Here is a 17983-nt window from a genome sequence, read left to right as displayed (position 1 = left end):
TCCTCGTTGATTGCGCCGTGACAACCCGGGGATGCGAGCTTCTGTTCCGCCCGTTTTATGCTTTCGTCGGATGTTGCCCTCCCGGCGGGAATCGGGAACCTGTCTGGCTGGGAACTGGACGCGGGTTCCATGGCCGCGACGAAGGGAACAAGCCGATGTGGAGCCTGCCGCCGACGGATAGCGTGCTGCATCTTCTGGGACTCGTCGCCATCACGGCAGAGGGCATGACGGCGGCACTCGCCGCCGGCCGGCGCAGCATGGACTATGTCGGCGTTTGTCTTCTCGCCTGCGTGACCGCGCTCGGCGGCGGCACGCTGCGTGACCTGTTTCTCGGTCACTACCCGCTGGTGTGGGTGGCGAGCCCGATCTACCTCGCGCTGCCGGGTGGCGCGGCGCTGCTCACGATCCTGATCGCGCGGCTGGTGCATCGGCTGCACCTCGCGTTCATCGTGCTCGATGCCATCGGCCTCGTCGTCTTCACCATGATCGGCTGCAACGTCGGCTGGCAGATGGATGCCTCGCTGCCGATCGTGATCGTGTCGGGCATGGTGACGGGCTGCGCCGGCGGCGTGCTGCGCGACGTGCTCTGCAACGACGTGCCGCTGCTGTTCCGATCCGAACTCTACGCCAGCGTCTCGGTCGTGACGGGACTGTTCTACGCCACCGCCTTCGGCCTCAACCTCAATGCCGAGCTCTGGACCATCCTGACCTTCGTGCTCGGTCTCAGCTTCCGCCTGCTCGCGGTGCGCTACAAATGGGAGATGCCGAAATTCGTGTTCACCGGGGATGAGGAGAGGTGAGCGCCGCGCGCGCGAATGGCGAATAGCGGATAGATCTGGCTATTCGCTACTCCCCATTCGCCCCTGCTTCCTGGCCTTCGCCACCTGCGCCGGCGTCACCAGGGGGGCCGCATTGCCCCAGGCGTTGCGGATGTAGTTCGTCACCGCAGCGATCTCCTCATTGGACAGCCTGTCATAGGGCGGCATCTCGCCGGTGTTGGGCGCGCGCGGGGTGGTCACGGTGTGGGCGCCGTCGAGGATGATGCGCAAGGTGGAGGACGGATTGATCGATTGCAGTAGCGCATTGCCGGGCAGCGGCGGATAGATCCGCGGCGCGCCCGTGCCGTCGGCTTCATGGCATGCGATGCAGAGCTTGGCGTAGACCGCCTGGCCCGCCTTCATCTCGGCATCACCGGGCGGCGTCACGATGGTCTCGCGCCGCGACGGCGGCAGGCTCTTCAGGTACACCGCGATCGCGCGCACATCGGCATCGCTCATCTTCGAGGTCGAGTTGACGACCACCTCCGCCATCAGCCCGCCGGCATGGCTCCTGGCATTGCGCCCGCTCTGCAGATATTCGGCGATGTCCGCCTCGCTCCACGACTTCAGGCCCGTGCGGGAGGCGCCGTCGAGCCTTGGCGCGTACCAGCCGCCGACCTCGTTGCCCGAGAGCGCCTGCGCCTGTTTGTCCGCGCCAAAATAGTTCTTCGGCGTGTGGCAGGCGCCGCAATGACCGAGCCCGGTGACGAGATAGCCACCTCTGTTCCACGCCGCGCTCTGGCTCTGGTCCGGCTCGTACAGGCCGGGCTTGAAATACATCGCGTTCCAGACGCGCATCAGGCCGCGATAACCGAACGGCCAGCGCAGCTCCGGCGGCTTGTTGCGGCTGACGACGGGCGCAAGCGTGCCGAGATAGGCGCGGATCGCCAGCGTGTCGTCCTTCGTCATCTTCGTGAAGTAGGGATAAGGGAACGCCGGATAGTAGTTTGAGCCGTCGGGCGCGACGCCGGTGCGCAACGCGCGGGTGAAATCGGCATCTTTCCAGGCGCCGATCCCGGTGTCGCGGTCCGGGGTCAGATTCGGCGCATAGATCGCGCCGAACGGCGTGTCGATGCGCTTGCCGCCCGCGAACGGTTTTGCGGGATCGGCGGTGTGGCAGCCCGCGCAGTCGCCGGCCTCGACCAGCGTCTTGCCGTAGGCGATCAGCTCCGGCGACGGCTCGGCGGCGCGGGCTGCACTTGCAACCGCACTGCACAACGCCAAGCCGACAACAGCCGCGCCAGCCAGAATCGCCCGCATCGAAAGTCTCTCCTGCGACCAATCGCCCGTACCCGGCACGACAGCGGCATCAGTTCATTTCGCCACAGTGGGGGTATGGTGACACAAATTGAAAATGCTCAACGTGTTTCAGGCCACGAAATTGCGATTTTTACCCAGGCCTCCCTTTGGTCCAGATTTGTGATGCGGATCGTGAAATATCCGACATAGAGTGGCGAGATTGGTCGGCGCGCCCTAGCTAAAAACAACGGGAAGGCAACGGCTTAAGTCGGAAAGACCTGAACAGGGCGATAAAGAGGACAGCATGGGAATCAACCAGGGTCCGATCAGTCTCGATCAAAAATACACCCAGGAAACCGGACACGTCTTCACCACGGGCATCCAGGCCCTGGTCCGCCTGCCCATGGCCCAGATCCGGCGTGACCGCGCCAGCGGCCTCAACACCGCGGGCTTCATCTCCGGCTATCGCGGCTCGCCGCTCGGCGGCTACGACCAGCAGCTCTTTGCCGCCCGCAAGCATCTCGAACAGTACAACATCAAGTTCCAGCCCGGCGTGAACGAGGATCTGGCGGCCACGGCCGTCTGGGGCTCGCAGCAGCTTAACCTCTCGCCCGGCGCGAAATATGACGGGGTGGTCGGCATCTGGTACGGCAAGGGCCCCGGCGTCGATCGCTGCGGCGACGTGTTCCGCCACGGCAATGCCGCAGGCTCGGCCAAGAACGGCGGCGTGCTCTGTCTCGCCGGTGACGACCACGGCGCAAAATCCTCGACGGTCCCGCATCAGTCCGACCATGCCTTCATGTCGGCCTTGATGCCGTATCTCTATCCCTCGAGCATCCACGAGATGATCGAGATGGGCCTGCTCGGCATCGCGATGTCGCGCTATTCCGGCTGCTGGGTCGGCATGAAGGTGATCACGGAGACGGTGGAGACCACCGCCGAGATCGATCTCACCGACGAGATGAAGCCGTTCATCATCCCCACCGATTTCGAGATGCCGCAAGGCGGACTCAACCTGCGCTGGCCCGACGATCGCTTCGAGCAGGATCGGCGCCTGCAGGACTACAAGGGCTTTGCCGCGATCGCCTTTGCGCGCGCCAACAAGGTCAACCGCGTCACCATGGATTCGCCGAACGCCCGCTTCGGCATCATGGCGTCAGGCAAAAGCTATGAGGACGTCCGTCAGGCGCTGCGCGAGCTCGGCGTCACCGAAGAGGTCGCTGCCAAGATCGGCCTTCGCCTCTACAAGATCGGCATGCCGTGGCCGCTGGAGCCGGAAGGCGTGCATGAATTCGCCGTCGGCCTGGAGGAGATCTTCATCGTCGAGGAGCGCCGCGAGATCGTCGAGAACCAGGTCAAGCAGGTATTGTTCAACTGGCGCGACGACGTGCGCCCGCGCATCGTCGGCAAGATGGACGAGCACGACAAGCGCTTTTTGACCTTCGCCGCCGAGCTCAGCGTCGCCTCGCTTGCGACCTCGCTTACCGAGCGACTTCTCAAGCTCGATCTCAATCCTGAGATTGCTTCGATGCTCCGCGCCAAGGCCGACTGGTTCAACGGCCGTCAGGCCACCCAGATGCAGGCGGTCGCACCTGTCTCCCGCACTCCGTATTTCTGCTCCGGCTGTCCCCACAACACCTCGACGAAGGTCCCCGAAGGCAGCCGCGCGCTCGCCGGCATCGGCTGCCACTTCATGGCGCTGTGGATGGACCGCTCGACCGAGACCTTTACGCATATGGGCGGCGAGGGCGTGCCGTGGGTCGGCATCGCACCCTTCACCAACGAGAACCACATTTTCGCCAATCTCGGCGACGGCACCTATTTCCACTCGGGCCTTCTCGCCATCCGCCAGGCGGTGGCATCCAAGACCAACATCACCTACAAGATCCTCTACAACGACGCGGTGGCCATGACCGGCGGCCAGCGCCATGACGGCGATCTCTCGCCGCAGCAGATCACCCATCAGCTCCACGCCGAAGGCATCCGCGAGATCTATCTTGTCTCGGAGGCGCCCGATGCCTATCCGGCCGGCACCATCGCGCCGGGCGTGAAGCTCTATCATCGCGACGAGCTGCAGAACGTCATGAAGATGTGCCGGGAACACAAGGGCACATCGGCGATCGTGTTCGTGCAGACCTGCGCCGCCGAAAAACGCCGCCGCCGCAAGCGCGGCCTGATGGAAGATCCGGCGCGCCGCGTCATGATCAACCCCGCGGTCTGCGAAGGCTGCGGCGATTGCTCGGTGCAGTCGAATTGTATCTCGGTTGAGCCGCTGGAGACCGAGTTCGGTCGCAAGCGCGCCATCAACCAGTCGTCCTGCAACAAGGATTATTCCTGCCTCAAGGGCTTTTGCCCGTCCTTCGTCACCGTGGACGGCGGCAAGCCGCGCCACCGTGCGCCGGCTGAGCTTGCCGATATCGGCGCGCTACCCGAGCCGGCCTCGCGCCCGACGCTCGACAAGCCCTATAACATCGCGGTCGGCGGCGTCGGCGGCACCGGCGTGCTCACTATCGGCGCGCTGCTCGGCATGGCCGCCCATATCGAGGGCAAGGCCTCGATGATCCTCGACATGTCCGGCCTTGCACAGAAGGGCGGGGCGGTGCTCAGCCATGTCCGCCTGTCGGATCACCCCGCGGAAGTGACCTGCTCGCGCATCGTCACCGGCACGGCCGATCTCGTACTCGCCGCCGATGAGGTGGTCGCGGTCGCCAAGGACACGATCTCGCTCTGCGACTCCACGCGGACGCGCGGCATCATCAACAGCCACGTCATTCCTACCGCCGATTTCGTCCTTAACCGCGACTTCAACTTCCAGACCCGCAAGCTGAACGGGCTCTTGGAGACCGCGCTGCACAAGGACTCGGTGTTCTTCGATTTCACCAAGCCGGCCGAGCAGCTGCTCGGCGACAGCATCGCCACCAACATGATGATGATGGGCTACGCCTATCAGAAGGGCTTGTTCCCGCTGTCGGCGGAGTCGATCGAACAGGCGATCGAGGTCAATGGCGTCTCGATCAAGATGAACAAGGAGGCCTTCCGCCTCGGCCGGCTCGCGGTCGCCGATCCCGCACGTCTTGCCAACATGCTGAAGGGTACGGACCAGGTGGCTGCGCCCAAGACGCTGGACGCCATGAGCCTCGACGAGGTCATCGAGCACCGCGCCAAGCACCTCGCTGCCTATCAGAACAGCCGTCTCGCCAAGCGCTACCGCAAGCTGATCGACCAGGTGCGCGATGCCGCAGTGAAGGGTGGCTATGGCGATGCGCTGCCGCGCGCGGTTGCGGTGAACTACGCCAAGCTCTTGGCCTACAAGGACGAATACGAAGTCGCGCGCCTCTACACCGACGGGGCCTTCGCCCAGCAGCTCCGCGATCAATTCGAGGGCGACTTCAAATTCAGCTTCAACCTGGCGCCGCCGATCCTCGGCGGTGGCCTCGACGCGCTGGGACGCCCGAAGAAGCGCGCCTTCGGCCCCTGGATGCTGAACGTCTTCGGCGTGCTGGCGAAACTCAAATTCCTGCGCGGCACGCCGCTCGACATCTTCGGCCGCAGCGCCGACCGCAAGCTCGAACGCGACCTGATCGCCGGCTACGAGAAGGACGTCGCCACCGTGCTCGGCCTGTTGTCGCCGGTGACGATCGACACCGCGGTGGAACTGCTGTCGCTGCCCGACCGCATCCGCGGCTACGGCCCGGTGAAGGAGAAAGCGGTCGCGGACGCCAAGGCCCGCTACGCCCAACTCGCTGGGGACCTCGCCAACCCGCCGCCTGCGCCGCGGCAGATCGCGGCGGAGTAGGGCGATCTCGTAGGGCGGATTAGCGAAGCGTAATCCGCCACATCCGTGGCCGTGGAGATCAATACGGCGGATTACGCCTTCGGCTAATCCGCCCTACGCCAGCGGACGACAATTCATCCGTTTGACAAGAGTTGTGGCGCCGCGATATCAGCAACCTGCGATAGTGAGGCGCGCCGGGCGATGCGGCCCTGCGCTATGCGGGGCGATGATCGATGTCATTGCGCACTGTGTTGATTCTGTTTCTGGCCGTCGGTGTTTTGGCGGCGTTGGGGATGTTCTGGAATCAGCATGCCATCGAACGCGTCATGCGCGATGGCTATGGCACCACCGGAAAGATCATTTCGGCCAAAGTCGTCTCGCCGCGGTTTCCGTTCGTGTTTGACGGCGGCTGGCCGCGCTATGTCGACGAAAATCTGTCGATCGGATTGCAGTGGACCGGCAGGGATGGCGTCCAGCGCGAGCGCACGGGCATTGCGGTCAGTGCTGCCTATGCGGCGCGGATCATGGTTGGCAACCAGCTCAAGCTCCTGACGATTCCCATTCAGGCTGTTGACGACGATGCATCGCTTCCGGTCATTGTCGAGGATCTCGACGACCATCTGAACCATATCCGGTCCACGTCCAGGTTCATGGCGGCGGGAGTAGGCGTTTGCGCCGTGCTCCTGATGCTCGTGATCGGATGGCAGACATGGTCGGCGCGTCGAGGCGGGCCGAGGAGTGCGACGATCGCCGCCGGAGCAAGGCGTCCCTTTCCTTACATCCTCGGGACCCTGACTGCTGTGATGCTTCCATTCGGCGGCTACATGCTGGTGAACTCCTACATTGAGCAAAGCACGTTGAATGAGATCCTTGCCCATGGCGATGACGCCACCGCCGATGTGACCCGCGCCTACGGTGAGGTGAACAAGGCAGGTGAGGCCCCGAGCTATCTCGTGACGCTGGCGTGGACCGACAAGAGCGGACGACAGCAGGCCTACGGACCGACCCATATCAGCCCGGCGTTCTGGCGGCAGATCACGCGCAACGGCGTCCAGACCGTCAGACAGATCAGGATCCGCTATCTCACGGGCAGACCTGATGCGCGGCCCCTGATCGTCGACGACGCGGCCGAGCGCCAACACCAGGACAGTTTTGGCGTGAAGGGAGGCGCTGTTTTTCTCGTCCTCGGCCTGATGTTCGCCGGGCTGACCGCGTTCCGTTATCGCGCGCGCCCGAGCACCGCCTCGTAGCGAAGAGTCTGTCTTTCACCCCTCGTATCGGACGAGCGAGCAATGTTCACAGCCCTTGATGCGCCTCCCGATCGGCTCGATAAGCACGAGCAGAATTTCGTCGAGAAAGTTCGCAATCACGGCTGGTTCGGCACGCATGTCTTCCCCGATGGCGAAGGACCGGGCTTCGCCTACACGACCGGATTCTGGTTGAAGTTCAGGTTTCCGGAGATGATCGTGTTTTCAATGGGGCAGCAGACCGCCCAGGATACGTTCTGGACGATCTACCACGAACTCGACGCAGGACGGCGACCGCTGGTCGGCGAGCCCACCGATGCGCTGTTTGAGAATGTCGCCGCCGTGCTCCTTCCGGTGTCGTTGCAGCACTACCGCTCGCATCTCGGATGGAGCAGATGGTTCTACGGCAATGATGAGTTCGAATGCCTGCAAGTCGCGTACCCCGATCGCGACGGGCATTTTCCCTGGGCTGCGGAGGCATCCGCTGAGGCCCGTGCCGCACAGCCCGACCTGACGGAAGGCAACTGGCTGGGACGGCGCAAGGTCCCGTAGGGTGGGCAAAGGCGCGAAGCGCCGTGCCCACGACCTCGCCATGATTGCGCAAAAGACGTGGGCACGCTTCCGCCTTCGCTCTCCGAGCTACGGCGGACAAGTCGCTTTGCCCACCCTACGGCACCATCCCTTGTGTTGCCCGTCGGGCAAAACACCCACGCCGTGGGTCAATCCGCTTGCGCAAAAACATTCCGCTTTACCGAAATTCGGAAACGTCGTATTTCCTTGGCCACCTCATCCCTCTCAGAGGGGCGTATCGCGATCGTCACGAAACGCGGGGTGAGTGGCGGTGGACGCGGGCTGCGTCGCGCGGGCGATTGGCTCGTGCACGACGGGCGCGGTCTCGCGTACGGCAAAATCGTGTGGTCCTGACGCCCGCAGGCTGGCGTCAAGTCTTGCGAGTAATTGCAAGGCGACGGGGGCAATAGTGCATCGCTCCCCGGGGAGAGCACGACATAAGCCGTAAAGCCACTGCGCAGGGAAGGCCGGATGTTTGGCCGCACCTGTATGCCGCTGTGCATCTGTTCTTCGCGCAATCGCGCACAGCGGACCGTGGGTGCCCAGCCGGCACCCGGTCTTCCCTGCGCCCTCTGTTCAAGGAGGGAGCGAGACGGAAGCAAAGCTCGGGCGAGATGGGCCGCGAGGATGCGGGGGTGTGTCTGCGATGTGAGAGCGAGCCGGTCATCTAGACCGTCACCCTGAGGCGCTCGCCTCTTCGGCGAGCCTCGAAGGGCGACGGCCCGGCTGTCGCTCAGTGGGCGTCGAGATAGCTTGGCCGTGCATCCTTCGAGGCTCCTGATGGGGCGCGCTGCGCCCCATCACTCGCACCTTAGGATGACGGGATTGGGAGTTGCGCCGACCCGCTGCCCTCTCGCGGGGCGGAATATTTCCGCGCTTGCCAATCTGCCCAGTGCGGTTCAGAAAAACGGGGCAATCAAGAAACGCCAGCGGAGACCTGAAGTTTGACCATCAAGGGCAAGGCCTACATTGCCGGGATCTACGAGCACCCGACCCGGCATGCGCCGGACAAATCCACCGCCCAGCTCCACGCTGAGGTCGCCAAGGGCGCGATCGAGGATGCCGGGATCAGCAAGGACGACGTCGACGGCTATTTCTGCGCGGGCGATGCGCCCGGCGGCGCCTGGCCGATGGTCGATTATCTCGGCCTGAACACCAAGAAACTCCGCCACGTTGACTCCACCGAGACCGGCGGCTGTTCCTACATCATCCATCTCGGCCATGCCGCCGAGGCGATCGCGGCGGGCAAGTGCTCGATTGCGCTGATCACGCTCGCCGGCAAGCCCCGCACCGGTGTGATGCCGCCGCGTGCGGCCGGTGCCGAGGTCGATTTCGAATCCGCTTACGGGGCGACCACGCACAATGCCTATGGCATGTGTGCCATGCGCCATATGCACGACTATGGCACAACTTCAGAGCAGCTCGCCTGGATCAAGGTCGCGGCCTCGCATCACGCGCAATACAATCCGCATGCAATGCTCAAGGACGTCGTCACCGTCGAGGACGTCCTGAACTCGCCGATGATATCCGATCCGCTGCATCGCATGGATTGCTGCGTCGTCTCCGACGGCGGCGGCGCGCTGATCGTGACGACGCCGGAGATCGCCAGGAGCCTGAAGAAGCCACTGGTCAAGCTGATCGGCCATGGCGAGGCGATGAAGGGCCCGCGCGGCGGCAAGGATCTCGATCTCACGTACTCCGCCGGCATCTGGTCCGGCCCGCGTGCGTTCGAGGAAGCCGGCATCACGCCGAAGGACATCAAATACGCTTCGATCTATGACAGCTTCACCATCACGGTGCTGATGCAACTCGAGGATCTCGGCTTCTGCAAGAAAGGCGAGGGCGGCAAGTTCGTCGCCGACGGCAATCTGATCTCTGGCGTCGGCAAGCTGCCATTCAACACCGACGGCGGCGGGCTTTGCAGCAATCATCCCGTCAACCGCGGCGGCATGACCAAGATCATCGAGGCCGTGCGGCAGCTGCGCGGCGAGGCGCATCCGAAGGTGCAGGTCAAGAATTGCGATCTCGCCATCGCTCACGGCACCGGCGGCCTTTTGGGAGTTCGCCACGCCGCCTCGACGGCTATTCTGGAGCGCGTGTGATGAGCGAGACGAAGAAATATCCGGCACCGGTCACGAACCCCGAGACCGCCGCGTTCTGGGATGCGGCGAAGCAGGGCAAGTTCATGATCAAGCGCTGCACGGCGTGCGGCGAAGCGCACTATTTCCCGCGCTCGATCTGCCCGTTCTGCTACTCCGACAAGACGGTGTGGGAGGAAGCCTCGGGCGAGGGGACGATTTACACCTGGAGCCTGATGCGGAAGTCGCCGACCGGCCCATACGCCATCGGCTACGTCACGCTGAAGGAGGGGCCGTCGGTGCAGACCAATTTCGTCGACTGCGATCTTGGGAAGCTCAAGATCGGCCAGAAGGTGAAAGTGGTGTTTAAGCCGACGGATGGTGCGCCACTGCCGTTCTTCACGCCTGCCTGACACGAACCAAGATGTAACCCTCTCCCCTTGTGGGAAAGGGTGGCAGCTGAAGGCTGCCGGGTGAGGAGTCTCCCTCCGCACGAGAAGTGTCAATGCGGAGCCAACCCCTCACCCACGTGACTTTGTTGCAAGAGCGGTGCTGCCCTCTCCCACAAGGGGAGAGGGCACATTCACGGGCATCGCCGCCTGCGGATAAGAAACTCGGGAGGAAGACAAACAACATGTCCGCCAGATACGAAGAGCTCAAAGGCCTGAAAAACCTCGGCCAGAAATACGCCTACACCGATCGCGAGGTGATGCTCTACGCCTACGGCATCGGGCTCGGCGCCGATCCGATGGACGAGAATGAGCTCGCCTTCGTCAACGAGGGCACGCTGACGCCGCGGCCGCTCAAGGTGGTGCCGACATTCGCGTCCGTCGCGGCGTGGGGCGCGGGTCCCGGCGAGATGAACCTCAACCGCGTCATGGTGGTCGATGGCGAGCGCGACATCACCTTCCACCAGCCGCTGCCGGTCGCCGCGCACATCACCGCCGACTCTTCCGTCGTTGAAGTCTACGACAAGGGCAAGGACAAGGGCGTCGTCATCGCCCACCAGACCGTGCTCAAGAACGAGAAGGGCGAGAAGCTCGCGACCCTCGTCGCCTCGCGCTTTGCCCGCGGCGACGGCGGCTTTGGCGGGCCGAGCCTGACCCAGCCCGATCCGCACAAGATCCCGTCACGCGCACCCGACAAGACCATCGACATCACCACGCGCCCCGACCAGGCGCTGGTCTATCGCCTCTGCGGCGACCGCAACCCGCTGCATAGCGATCCCGAGTTCGCCAAGAAGGCCGGCTTTCCGCGTCCGATCCTGCACGGCATGTGCACCTACGGCATCACCTGCCGCGGCGTGCTGCAGACCTACGCCGACTACGACGCGAGCGCCTTCCGCCAGCACATCGCGCGGTTCTCCTCGCCGGTCTATCCCGGCGAGACCGTGACCATGGACCTCTGGAAGGACGGCAACGTGATCTCGTTCGAAGCCAAGGTGAAGTCGCGCGGCGTCACCGTGATCAAGAACGGCAAGACGGTGCTGGGTTAGGCGGGCACTGGTGCTTCACTGCCTCGCCCCGCTTGTGGGGTGAGGGGGAGTCTCCCCGGGGACGGTGACAGTTGAGCTCGCGGAGGCTCCCCCTCACCCTGAAATCAAGCTGCGCTCGATTTCAGGCCTCTCCCCGCACGCGGGGAGAGGCGAAGAAAACAAAACAGGGAGAAGCCACCATGGGACTACTCGACGGCAAGGTCGCGCTGATCACCGGCGCGGGCGGCGGGCTCGGTGAGGCCTACGCGAAGCTGTTTGCGCGGGAAGGGGCCTCGGTCGTCGTCAATGACCTCGGCGGTCCCCGTGACGGCTCCGGCGCCGACAAGTCGATGGCGCAACTCGTGGTGGACGCGATCAAGGCCGAAGGCGGCAAGGCGATCGCCAACGGCGCCGACATCTCCACCATGGAGGGCGGCCAGTCGGTGTTCGACGACGCCATCAAGCATTTCGGTCGCGCCGACATCCTGGTCAACAATGCCGGAATCCTGCGCGACCAGACCTTTCACAAGGCTTCCGAAGCCGACTGGGACAAGGTCATCAAGGTGCATCTGAAAGGCACCTTTTGTTGCACCATGCCGGTGTTTCGCTGGATGCGGGAAAATGGCGGCGGCGTCATCGTCAACACCTCCTCGACCTCGGGCCTGATCGGCAATTTCGGCCAGACCAATTACGGCGCGGCCAAGGGCGGCATCTGGGGCCTGTCCAACGTGCTGGCGATCGAGGGCCGCAAGTACAACATCCGGATCTGGACGCTGGCCCCGGGCGCCCTGACCCGCATGACCGCAGACCTGCCCCGCTATAAGGAGAACCCCTCCGCGGCGCTGGGGCCGGACGGCATCGCGCCGGCCGTGCTATACATGGTCAGCGACTTGTCGGGCGACCAGACCGGCAAGGTGCTGGGTGTGTCCGGGCCCCGCGGCGTGCGCGAGATGCGGATGATGGAAATGGAAGGCTGGAAACCGCCGCACACGGGCTGGAAGGCCCAGGACATCGCCGATCATGCCAAGGAGATCTTCTTCTCCGAGGAGCAGATCAAGATGGGCGCGCGGAGGTTTTAGGCTGTTGTTGTCGTTCCGGGGCGATGCAAAGCATCGAACCCGGAACCTCGAGATTCTCAGGTGCGCAATTGCGCACCAGAGTTCGGCTCTGCGAGCCGCCCCGGAATGACGAACAGAGACGAGGACTAAATGAAACTGACCGCCGACGCCAAGGGCACTTTCGCAATCGCCCCGACGCCGTTCCACGACGACGGCCGGATCGACGAGCGCTCGATCGACCGCCTGACCGATTTTTACGAGGAGGTCGGCTGCGACGGCGTCACGGTGCTGGGCATCCTCGGCGAGGCGCCGAAGCTGGACGCGGCTGAGGCCGAGCAGGTGGCGGTGCGCTTCGTCAAGCGCGCCAAGAAGATGCAGGTGATCGTCGGCGTCTCCGCGCCGGGCTTTGCCACCATGCGCTCGCTGGCGAAGGCCTCGATGGACGCGGGTGCGGCCGGCGTCATGATCGCCCCGCCGCCGTCGCTTCGGACCGACGACCAGATCGTCGGCTATTTCAAGCAGGCGGCGGAAGCGATCGGGCCGGATGTGCCCTGGGTGCTCCAGGACTATCCGCTGACGCTCTCGGTGGTGTTCACCCCCGCCGTGATCCGCAAGATCGTCATGGACAATCCGAACTGCGTGATGCTCAAGCACGAGGATTGGCCGGGCCTGGAGAAGATCACGACGCTGCGCGGCTTCCAGAAGGACGGCTCGCTCCGTCCGCTCTCGATTCTGTGCGGCAATGGCGGCACGTTCCTGGACTTCGAGATGGAGCGCGGCGCCGACGGCGCCATGACCGGCTACGCCTTCCCGGAGCTTCTGATCGACGTCGTCAACCTCTCCAAGGCCGGCAAGCGCGATGCCGCGCATGACCTGTTCGACGCGCATCTGCCGCTGATCCGCTACGAGCAGCAGCCCGGCGTCGGCCTGACCATCCGCAAATACGTGCTGCAGAAGCGCGGCATCATCGCCTCCAGCGCCCAGCGCAAGCCCGGCGCGACCATCACGGCGACGGCGAAGGCCGAGGTCGAGTACCTGCTGTCGCGCGTCGCCCGTGTCGACAAGCGCGCCAATCTCGGCCCGCAATCCAGCGCCGCAGGTTAGTTGGATGACCGAGACATCAGCATCACGCCCGGCGTCGACGATCCTCCTGCTCCGTGATGGCGCCAAGGCCGACGGCAAGGGCCGCGGCGAAATCGAAGTCTTCATGATGGTCCGCCATCATCAGATCGAGTTCAACTCGGGCGCGCTGGTGTTTCCCGGCGGCAGCGTCGATGCCGGCGACAACGAGATCGTTGCGCGCTCCGACCTGTATTCGGGCGGTGAGGGCCTCAGCGAGGCGGATCGCGGTTTTCGCATCGCTGCGATCCGCGAGACCTTTGAGGAGAGCGGCATCCTGCTGGCGCGGTCGAAGGGGACGGGCGCGCCTGTCGATGTCAGGCGTGCCGGCGAGATCGCCGACAAGCACCGCGTCGCGCTCAACGAGCACAAGGTCAGCTTCCTGAGCATCCTGGTCGACAACGACCTTCAGCTCGCGCTCGACACGCTGGTGCCTTACGCGCACTGGATCACGCCGGAGGGCATGCCCAAGCGCTTCGATACCTGGTTCTTCCTTGCGGCGGCGCCCCCGGATCAGCTCGGCGCCCATGACGGAAGGGAGTCGACCGATTCGATCTGGGTCTCGCCGCGCGAGGCGGTGGAGGGCGGCGAGAGCGGCCGCTTCAAGCTGCCGTTCCCGACCACGCGCAATCTGATTCGCCTTGCGAAACAGGGCAGCGTGAAAGACGCGCTCGACCATGCCCGCGGCATGTCGATCATCACGGTGATGCCTGTCATGACCAAGACCGAAACCGGCCGCCAGCTGCGCATTCCCCGCGAGGCCGGCTATGACGGCGAGGTGTTCGAGGTCGGGGCGGTGGGCTGATACACTTCGACACGTAACGAACTATCTGCGACCGCAGACGCGCTAGGTTCCGTCCTGACAACGGGACGGACCGCGCGAAATGGACAGCCGGCAGGACACCAACATCGCCGTCGAGCTGGCACTCCTGGTCGCGCTCGCAACGCTGTGGGGCGGCTCCTACACTTTCATCAAGCTCGGCGTTGCCACCATTCCCCCGATTACCTTGATCGCGGCGCGGACCACGATCGCAGGCCTCCTGTTGCTCGCCGTGATGTGGGCGCGCGGCATCAGGATGCCCACGGACGCGGCGACCTGGCAGCGCTTCGCCTTCCAGGCCGTGCTCAACAGCGTCATCCCCTGGACGCTGATCGCCTGGGGCGAGCGCCATGTCGATGCCGCGCTCGCCACCATCCTCAACTCGGCGGGCCCGATCTTCACCTTCCTGCTCACGGCGGTCGTCACCCGCCACGAGGCGACGAGCCCGCGAAAGCTGTTCGGCGTCATCGCCGGCATGGCCGGCATCCTGCTGATCGTCGGCGTCGATGCCTTCCACGACATCGGCAGCGGTCTCCTCGCGGAGGCGGCCATCGTCGCCGCCACCATCTGCTACGCCTGCGCCGCGATCTTCGGCCGCAGCTTCAAGGGCCTCGACCCAATGGCGCCCGCAGCCGGCTCGCTGCTGGCCGGGGCCGCCGTCCTGATCCCGGCCTCGCTCGCGGTCGAGCAGCCCTGGACGCTGTCGCCGTCGCCGAGCTCGGTGCTGGCGCTGCTCGCGCTCGCATTGTTCTCGACGGCGGCGGCGTTTGCGATCTATTTCCGCCTGATCCAGACCCTGGGCTCGGTCGGCACCACCGCGCAGGCCTATCTGCGGGTGCCCATTGGCGTCGCCATCAGCGTCGCCTTGCTCGGCGAGAGCCTGAGCCGGACCGCCTGGATCGGGCTTGCCTGCGTGGTCCTCGGCGTCGCCGCCATGACGATCCCGGCCCGGCGGCAGGCAAGCGTTAAACCGTCATAGATCGGGCAAGGGGGCTCCGAGGCCAATATTAAGGATAAACGGCGGCCCGAGGCATGTTTCCCCGGGGCCGCAATACGTCGTATATTGGGCCTCCAATATCCCGGTCCCTCAAAGCCCAATGTCCGCCGAATTGACGCCGACCCCTGAGAAAAAGCGAACATTCTCGCTCTCCATCGGCCAGCTCACTTTCGGCAGCTTCCTGTTGGTGCTGGCGGTGATCATCGTCACGTCGACCGCGAGCGTGATCGCGATCCGGCACATCGATACGACCTTCGCCGAGCTGCAGCGGCTCCAGAGCGTCGGCGACCTCGCCGAGGACATCGATCGCCGCATGAACGAGCTGCGGCTCGCCGCGCGCGACTTCGTCACCGATCCCGGCGCCGGCATCCAGTTCAAGCAGGTCGGCGAGGCGGCCTCGACCCTCAGCGACATCCTGAAGAAGACCCGCATCGAGCTCGCCCCCGAGCAGCAGGACATGATCGACGGGGTGACCGAGCGGCTCGCGACCTATCGGACCGGCCTCGAGCGGATCTCGACCCTGATCGACCGCCGCGCCCAGCTGCTCGCCGGCCTGCCGCCGCTGCGCGAACAGTTCGATGCGGCCGTCTCCGGCACCGCCGACCGTGAGCTGGCCTCGCGCCTGTCGGAGGCGCAGAGCCGGATCGCGCTCGGGCTTCTCGCGCGCAACCCGTCAGCGGCGGAGCAGGCCGCGCAGAACATGCGGGGACTGAACATTGCCGATGCCAAGCTGAAATCGGCGGTGAACGATTACGCCGAGGCCATCATGGCCGTGGCCGTCCGCGAGCGGCAGATCGCCGACATCGACCGCGAGGTGCTGGGAACCGAGGGCCGGCTGATCGGTCGTGTCACCGAATTGCTACGCGAGGTCAGCGATCGGCGCGGCCACGTGCTGTCGCGCGACTTTGCCCGGACGCTGACGGAAGCGCGATGGCAGAGCATCGTGCTCGGCACCATCGGCGTGCTGATCGGCTTCGGCGCTGCCTTGTTCGTGGTGCGCAGGACGGTGCGTCCGCTCGCCCAGATCGCCCGCTCGATCCGCGCTCTTGCGGCGGGCCGGAAGGACACCTCGATCCCGTCCGCCGACCTCGACAACGAGATCGGCGACATCGCCCGCGCTGCCGAAGTGTTCCGCCGCGCGCTGGAGGAGGCCGACACGGCGCGGGAAGCGGCGGTGCGCGCGCTCACCGAGCAGCGCCTCGCCGAAGAGAGCTACCGGAAACTGTTCGAGGGATCGGTCGACGGCATCTACGTCACGACGCCCTCCGGCGATCTGCTCAACGCCAATCCGGCACTGGCGCGAATGATGGGCTATGACAGCCCGCAGCACCTTATCGACAGCATCAACGACATCGCCCACACCATCTACGTCCATCCCGAGGCACGCGTCGAATACCAGCGGCTGATGGCGCGCGACGGCATGGTGCGCGAGTTCGAGTACCAGGTGCGCCAGCGCAGCGGCAACATCCTGTGGCTCTCCGACAGCGCCACCGGTGTGCGCGACGAAGCGGGCAACATCGTCCGCTACGAGGGCACGCTGCGCGACATCACCGACCAGAAGCGGGCGGAAGACGCCATCGCCGAAGGCCGGCGCCTGCTCCAGCAGGTCATCGACACCGTGCCCGCAGTGATCAACGTCAAGGATCGCGACCTGCGCTATGTGCTGATGAACCGCTACATGGCCGGCATCTTCGGCATCGAACCCGGCGACGCGCTCGGCCGCACCACGGCCGACCTGATGTCGCGCTATGGCGCGGCCAAGTCCGACGAGAGCGACAAGCGGGTGCTCAAGCTTCGAAAAGGCCTCGGCTTCTACGAGGAGGAATACAAGGACGCCTCCGGCAACATGCGGCAATGGCTGGTCAACAAGCTGCCGCTGCTCGATGCCGAGGGCGAGATCGAGCGGATCGTCACCGTCGCGCTCGACATCGGCGAGCGCAAGCGCGGCGAGCAGGAGATGCGCAAAGCCAAGGAGTCCGCCGAGACGGCACTGCGCAACCTGCGCGAGACCCAGGCCTCGCTGATCGAGGCCGAGAAGCTAGCCGCGCTCGGGCGCCTCGTTGCCGGCGTCGCCCACGAGGTCAACAATCCCGTCGGCATCAGCCTCACGGTCGCCTCCGCGCTGGAGCGCAAGACCGCGATGTTCACCGCCGAGGTCGAGCGGGGCGAGCTGCGCCGCTCCACGCTCAACGACTTCCTCAGCACCAGCCGCGACGCATCCTCGCAGCTCGTCTCCAATCTCAACCGCGCAGCCGAGTTGATCCAGTCGTTCAAGCAGGTCGCCGCCGACCGCAACTATTCGGACCAGCGCAGCTTCGATCTCGGCGACCTTACCGAGCAGGTGGTGATGAGTCTGAGGCCGGGCCTGCGCAAGCACAATCTGACGCTCAACGTCGAGTGCCAGCCGGATCTGACCATGAACAGCTATCCGGGCCCGTACGGCCAGGTGCTGACCAATCTGTTTCTCAATTCGGTGGCGCACGCCTTCCCGGACGGCCGGCCGGGGACGATCGACATCCAGGTGCGCGAGTCCGGCAAGGACAATGTCGAGATCATCTTCTCCGACAATGGCTGCGGCATGTCGCTCGACGTCCGACGCCGTGCCTTCGATCCGTTCTTCACGACGCGGCGCGACCAGGGCGGCACCGGTCTTGGACTGCACATCGTCTACAGCATCGTCACCAACCGGCTCGGCGGGCGGCTCGATCTCGATTCCGAACCGGGCAGCGGCACCCGCATCCAGATCATCCTGCCGCGCACGGCGCCGCTGGAGCAGGCTGCGGAATAG

Annotated in this window: 13 protein-coding genes; 12 read left to right on the top strand and 1 reads right to left on the bottom strand. The window is 64.9% G+C overall.

What is annotated here, in order from left to right:
* Positions 1-155: 155 nt before the first annotated feature.
* Positions 156-800, top strand: a complete 645-nt coding sequence (locus tag GGD65_RS05550; RefSeq protein WP_018322304.1) for a trimeric intracellular cation channel family protein — start codon at positions 156-158, stop codon at positions 798-800.
* A 39-nt stretch (positions 801-839) separates the two neighbouring features.
* Here the strand turns inward: GGD65_RS05550 and GGD65_RS05545 are convergent, their stop codons facing one another.
* The gene (locus tag GGD65_RS05545) at positions 840-2078 is read right to left on the bottom strand and encodes a cytochrome c (RefSeq protein WP_183234608.1); all 1239 of its coding nucleotides are present in this window, start codon (positions 2076-2078) and stop codon (positions 840-842) included.
* Between the two features lie 283 nt (positions 2079-2361).
* Between GGD65_RS05545 and GGD65_RS05540 the strand changes: the two genes are divergently transcribed.
* The 11 genes from GGD65_RS05540 to GGD65_RS05490 all read left to right on the top strand — a co-directional run bounded on the left by GGD65_RS05540 (position 2362) and on the right by GGD65_RS05490 (position 17983).
* Positions 2362-5853, top strand: coding sequence for an indolepyruvate ferredoxin oxidoreductase family protein (locus GGD65_RS05540; protein ID WP_183234607.1), 3492 nt, complete (start codon positions 2362-2364; stop codon positions 5851-5853).
* A 212-nt stretch (positions 5854-6065) separates the two neighbouring features.
* A complete protein-coding gene (locus GGD65_RS05535) occupies positions 6066-7082 on the top strand; it encodes a hypothetical protein (protein ID WP_246783193.1) in 1017 nt (338 codons plus the stop codon).
* A 42-nt stretch (positions 7083-7124) separates the two neighbouring features.
* Complete coding sequence (locus GGD65_RS05530; RefSeq protein ID WP_018322308.1) at positions 7125-7631, top strand: DUF4262 domain-containing protein; 507 nt, start codon at positions 7125-7127, stop codon at positions 7629-7631.
* 962 nt (positions 7632-8593) lie between these two features.
* Positions 8594-9751, top strand: a complete 1158-nt coding sequence (locus tag GGD65_RS05525) for a thiolase domain-containing protein (protein WP_018322309.1) — start codon at positions 8594-8596, stop codon at positions 9749-9751.
* Positions 9751-10140: a Zn-ribbon domain-containing OB-fold protein gene (locus GGD65_RS05520; protein ID WP_183234606.1), complete on the top strand. Its 390-nt coding sequence runs from the start codon at positions 9751-9753 to the stop codon at positions 10138-10140. Before GGD65_RS05525 ends, GGD65_RS05520 begins: the two co-directional genes overlap by 1 nt.
* A gap of 221 nt (positions 10141-10361) precedes the next feature.
* Positions 10362-11222: a MaoC family dehydratase gene (locus tag GGD65_RS05515; RefSeq protein ID WP_018322311.1), complete on the top strand. Its 861-nt coding sequence runs from the start codon at positions 10362-10364 to the stop codon at positions 11220-11222.
* A 179-nt stretch (positions 11223-11401) separates the two neighbouring features.
* Complete coding sequence (locus GGD65_RS05510) at positions 11402-12280, top strand: SDR family oxidoreductase (protein WP_018322312.1); 879 nt, start codon at positions 11402-11404, stop codon at positions 12278-12280.
* A gap of 129 nt (positions 12281-12409) precedes the next feature.
* Positions 12410-13363: a dihydrodipicolinate synthase family protein gene (locus GGD65_RS05505; protein WP_018322313.1), complete on the top strand. Its 954-nt coding sequence runs from the start codon at positions 12410-12412 to the stop codon at positions 13361-13363.
* Positions 13364-13367: 4 nt separating this feature from the next.
* Positions 13368-14183, top strand: a complete 816-nt coding sequence (locus tag GGD65_RS05500; protein ID WP_183234605.1) for an NUDIX hydrolase — start codon at positions 13368-13370, stop codon at positions 14181-14183.
* Between the two features lie 79 nt (positions 14184-14262).
* Positions 14263-15177: a DMT family transporter gene (locus GGD65_RS05495; protein WP_183234604.1), complete on the top strand. Its 915-nt coding sequence runs from the start codon at positions 14263-14265 to the stop codon at positions 15175-15177.
* Between the two features lie 118 nt (positions 15178-15295).
* Positions 15296-17983 carry a PAS domain S-box protein gene (locus tag GGD65_RS05490; protein ID WP_183234603.1) on the top strand — a complete coding sequence of 896 codons (2688 nt, stop codon included), beginning with the start codon at positions 15296-15298 and terminating at the stop codon, positions 17981-17983.

This window comes from Bradyrhizobium sp. CIR18 (assembly GCF_014198295.1).
Lineage (GTDB): Bacteria > Pseudomonadota > Alphaproteobacteria > Rhizobiales > Xanthobacteraceae > Bradyrhizobium.
This window is presented reverse-complemented; position numbering and strand designations above follow the sequence as displayed.